This is a genomic window from Mesorhizobium sp. M0618 (genome assembly GCF_040320765.1).
Classification (GTDB): domain Bacteria; phylum Pseudomonadota; class Alphaproteobacteria; order Rhizobiales; family Rhizobiaceae; genus Mesorhizobium.
Window position 1 is genome coordinate 1 of the sequence record NZ_JAMYQH010000070.1, and the last position, 4,084, is coordinate 4,084.

Genomic DNA, 4,084 nt, shown 5'->3' on the forward strand with positions numbered 1-4,084 from the left:
AAAGGTTTGTGATTTGTCGCGGGAGACGCTCAATCTCCCGCATATGATGGGCTTGCCTAACCGCACCCTCGAACCGATCTCGAGAAGCTGGTCTTTTTGTGCCAATGACATCGAAGTTAGATCCCGCACAGGATCTGCTTCAGGCGACAATTCCTTTGGAATTGCGCGGATGCTGATCCCGTAAGGGAGAGGCTGAGGCGACAATCCTTCGGATTGCGCAGGTGGGCATTGGCAATGAGAACGATCAAGTGTCTTAAGGGCAATTGGTGGATGCCTTGGCATGCACAGGCGATGAAGGACGTGATACGCTGCGATAAGCTACGGGGAGGTGCGAATACCCTTTGATCCGTAGATTTCCGAATGGGGAAACCCACCTAAGGTACTTGGAAAATCAGAGCAGCCAGAGGTCGCAAGGCCGACTTGCTGCTGTGGTTTCCAAGTATCGATAATAGGTAACTTACCCTGAATACATAGGGGTAAAGTGGCGAACGCGGGGAACTGAAACATCTAAGTACCCGTAGGAAAGGACATCAACCGAGACTCCGGAAGTAGTGGCGAGCGAACCCGGACCAGGCCAGTGGCGATTGAGAGACAAGCGGAACCTTCTGGAAAGTAGGGCCATAGTGGGTGACAGCCCCGTACGCGTAATGCAATCAATCGTCCTCGAGTAAGGCGGGACACGTGAAATCCTGTCTGAAATTGGGGGGACCACCCTCCAAGCCTAAGTACTCGTGCATGACCGATAGCGAACTAGTACCGTGAGGGAAAGGTGAAAAGCACCCCGACAAGGGGAGTGAAAGAGTACCTGAAACCGATTGCCTACAAACAGTGGAAGCCCAAGGTTCGTCCTGGGTGACCACGTACCTTTTGTATAATGGGTCAGCGACTTAGTGTGACGAGCAAGCTTAAACCGCTAGGTGTAGGCGCAGCGAAAGCGAGTCTGAATAGGGCGTTCAGTTCGTCGCATTAGACCCGAAACCGAGTGATCTAGCCATGAGCAGGTTGAAGGTAAGGTAACACTTACTGGAGGACCGAACCCATAACTGTTGCAATAGTTCGGGATGACTTGTGGCTAGGGGTGAAAGGCCAATCAAACTCGGAAATAGCTGGTTCTCCGCGAAATCTATTTAGGTAGAGCGTCGACCGAATACCCCAGGGGGTAGAGCACTGGATGGGCTAGGGGTCCTCACCGGATTACCAAACCTAACCAAACTCCGAATACCTGGGAGTACTAGTCGGCAGACACACGGCGGGTGCTAACGTCCGTCGTGAAAAGGGAAACAACCCTGACCTACAGCTAAGGTCCCCAAGTTATGGCTAAGTGGGAAAGGATGTGAGGATCCCAAAACAACCAGGATGTTGGCTTAGAAGCAGCCATCATTTAAAGAAAGCGTAACAGCTCACTGGTCTAAATAAGGGTCTTTGCGCCGAAAATGTAACGGGGCTAAAGCCATACACCGAAGCTTAGGGTTTGGTCCGCAAGGGCCAAGCGGTAGCGGAGCGTTCTGTAAGCTGATGAAGCCATACCCGTGAGGGGTGGTGGAGGTATCAGAAGTGCGAATGCTGACATGAGTAACGTAAGGGGAGTGAGAGACTCCCCCGCCGAAAGACCAAGGGTTCCTGCTTAAAGCTAATCTGAGCAGGGTTAGCCGGCCCCTAAGACGAGGCGGAAACGCGTAGTCGATGGGAACCACGTTAATATTCGTGGGCTTGGAGGTAGTGACGGATCATTGAGGTAGTCCAATCTTATCGGATTGAACGGGCTGCTGCGTGGTTCCAGGAAATAGCTCCTCCTTATAAACCGTACCCGAAACCGACACTGGTGGTCTGGTAGAGTATACCAAGGCGCTTGAGAGAACTATGCTGAAGGAACTCGGCAAATTGCACGCGTAACTTCGGAAGAAGCGTGACCCTTTTCTACGCAAGTAGAGGAGGGTGGCACAGACCAGGGGGTAGCGACTGTTTATCAAAAACACAGGGCTCTGCGAAGTCGCAAGACGACGTATAGGGTCTGACGCCTGCCCGGTGCTGGAAGGTTAAGAGGAGGGGTGCAAGCTCTGAATCGAAGCCCCAGTAAACGGCGGCCGTAACTATAACGGTCCTAAGGTAGCGAAATTCCTTGTCGGGTAAGTTCCGACCTGCACGAATGGCGTAACGACTTCCCCGCTGTCTCCAGCATAGACTCAGTGAAATTGAATTCCCCGTGAAGATGCGGGGTTCCTGCGGTTAGACGGAAAGACCCCGTGCACCTTTACTATAGCTTTACATTGGCATTCGTAGTGGCATGTGTAGGATAGGTGGTAGGCTTTGAAACCTGGGCGCCAGCTCAGGTGGAGCCACCCTTGAAATACCACCCTTATTACTATGGATGTCTAACCGCGGCCCGTTATCCGGGTCCGGGACAATGTATGGTGGGTAGTTTGACTGGGGCGGTCGCCTCCTAAAGAGTAACGGAGGCGCGCGATGGTGGGCTCAGAACGGTCGGAAATCGTTCGCTGAGTGCAATGGCATAAGCCTGCCTGACTGCGAGACTGACAAGTCGAGCAGAGACGAAAGTCGGTCATAGTGATCCGGTGGTCCCGCGTGGAAGGGCCATCGCTCAACGGATAAAAGGTACGCCGGGGATAACAGGCTGATGACCCCCAAGAGTCCATATCGACGGGGTTGTTTGGCACCTCGATGTCGACTCATCGCATCCTGGGGCTGGAGCAGGTCCCAAGGGTATGGCTGTTCGCCATTTAAAGCGGTACGTGAGTTGGGTTCAGAACGTCGTGAGACAGTTCGGTCCCTATCTGCCGTGGGTGTAGGAATATTGAAAGGATCTGTCCCTAGTACGAGAGGACCGGGATGGACGGATCTCTGGTGGACCTGTTGTGGCGCCAGCCGCATAGCAGGGTAGCTATATCCGGACGGGATAACCGCTGAAGGCATCTAAGCGGGAAACCCACCTTAAAACGAGTATTCCCTGAGAACCGTGGAAGACGACCACGTTGATAGGCCGGGTGTGGAAGAGCGGCAACGCTTGAAGCTTACCGGTACTAATAGTTCGATCGGCTTGATCGTTCTCATTCCTTATGCTCATCTGACAAAATCAGATGGTCTGTTCTCACTCACGCTTGTTCCGCCCTGCGGGCGGCGCTACGTGGGTGCGGCGCATCAGCGCCGACGGTCGGTCGACCTTGCGAAGCTTCGCTTCGAAAGGCGCTAGGACCAAAAGAACTGTAAAGGCACAAAAAAGACCAGCGAACAGCTCAGAGAAAGCAGCAAATAGGGTCCCTATTCGCTACTCACTATTGGCTATTCGCTCAAAAAAGCTTCTCGAACAACGTGCGTTTTGCCGACCTGGTGGTTATGGCGGAGCGGCTGCACCCGATCCCATTCCGAACTCGGCCGTGAAACGCTCCAGCGCTGATGGTACTTCGTCTCAAGACGCGGGAGAGTAGGTCGCTGCCAGGTCTGCCAAACGCACGTTGAACTCACATCCAATCGGATGCAGAGAAATCTTCTCTTTATGAAATGGCCCGCCAAGGGATCACGGGCCGCGTAAGCGGCCCTTTCATTTGGTCAGCCATATACCTATCTGTAGGCCTCGGCTTACACAAAAAAGCAAGCAAGCGCTTGCTTAGGGAATGCAAGCAAACGCTTGCTTAGGGTTGACGCGGGGTGGAGCAGCCCGGTAGCTCGTCAGGCTCATAACCTGAAGGTCACAGGTTCAAATCCTGTCCCCGCAACCAAATACAAAAGAGCCCGCCCTCGTGCGGGCTCTTTTGTATTGTGCCGTGGTGCCGGCGATTTAACCTGTCATCAGGCGCCCGCAAGCAAGCGGAGCCGACGCCGCCGGACAGAAAACTCAATCCTGTCCCCGCAACCAATCTGCGGTAATCAAACGGCCCGCCTGGCACAAAGCCCGCGGGCGTTTTGATGTTCGGCTGGGCTGGCCATCGATTGCCCCGGATCAGGCGCCCGCAACAAGGCGAAGCCCAAGCTGCGGGACAAAAAACCCAATCCCGTCCCCCGCAAACCAATCTGCACCAAACAACAGTCCCCCAGGCACCAGCCAGCGGGCCGTTCGCATTCGGGGGAC

1 protein-coding gene, 1 tRNA gene and 2 rRNA genes are annotated in these 4,084 nt (G+C 54.2%); all 4 read left to right on the forward strand.

All coding sequences use genetic code 11. From position 1 onward, the window contains the following. Positions 1 to 184, forward strand: a 184-nt coding sequence (locus NKJ04_RS33510) for a hypothetical protein (protein WP_352680104.1), incomplete at its 5' end; no start/stop codon positions are given. Between the two features lie 58 nt (positions 185 to 242). After that, positions 243 to 3,063: ribosomal RNA gene (locus tag NKJ04_RS33515) — 23S ribosomal RNA — on the forward strand. A gap of 278 nt (positions 3,064 to 3,341) precedes the next feature. After that, positions 3,342 to 3,456: ribosomal RNA gene (gene rrf / locus NKJ04_RS33520) — 5S ribosomal RNA — on the forward strand. 201 nt (positions 3,457 to 3,657) lie between these two features. Further along, positions 3,658 to 3,734, forward strand: a tRNA-Met gene (locus tag NKJ04_RS33525). The last annotated feature ends 350 nt before the right edge of the window (positions 3,735 to 4,084 follow it).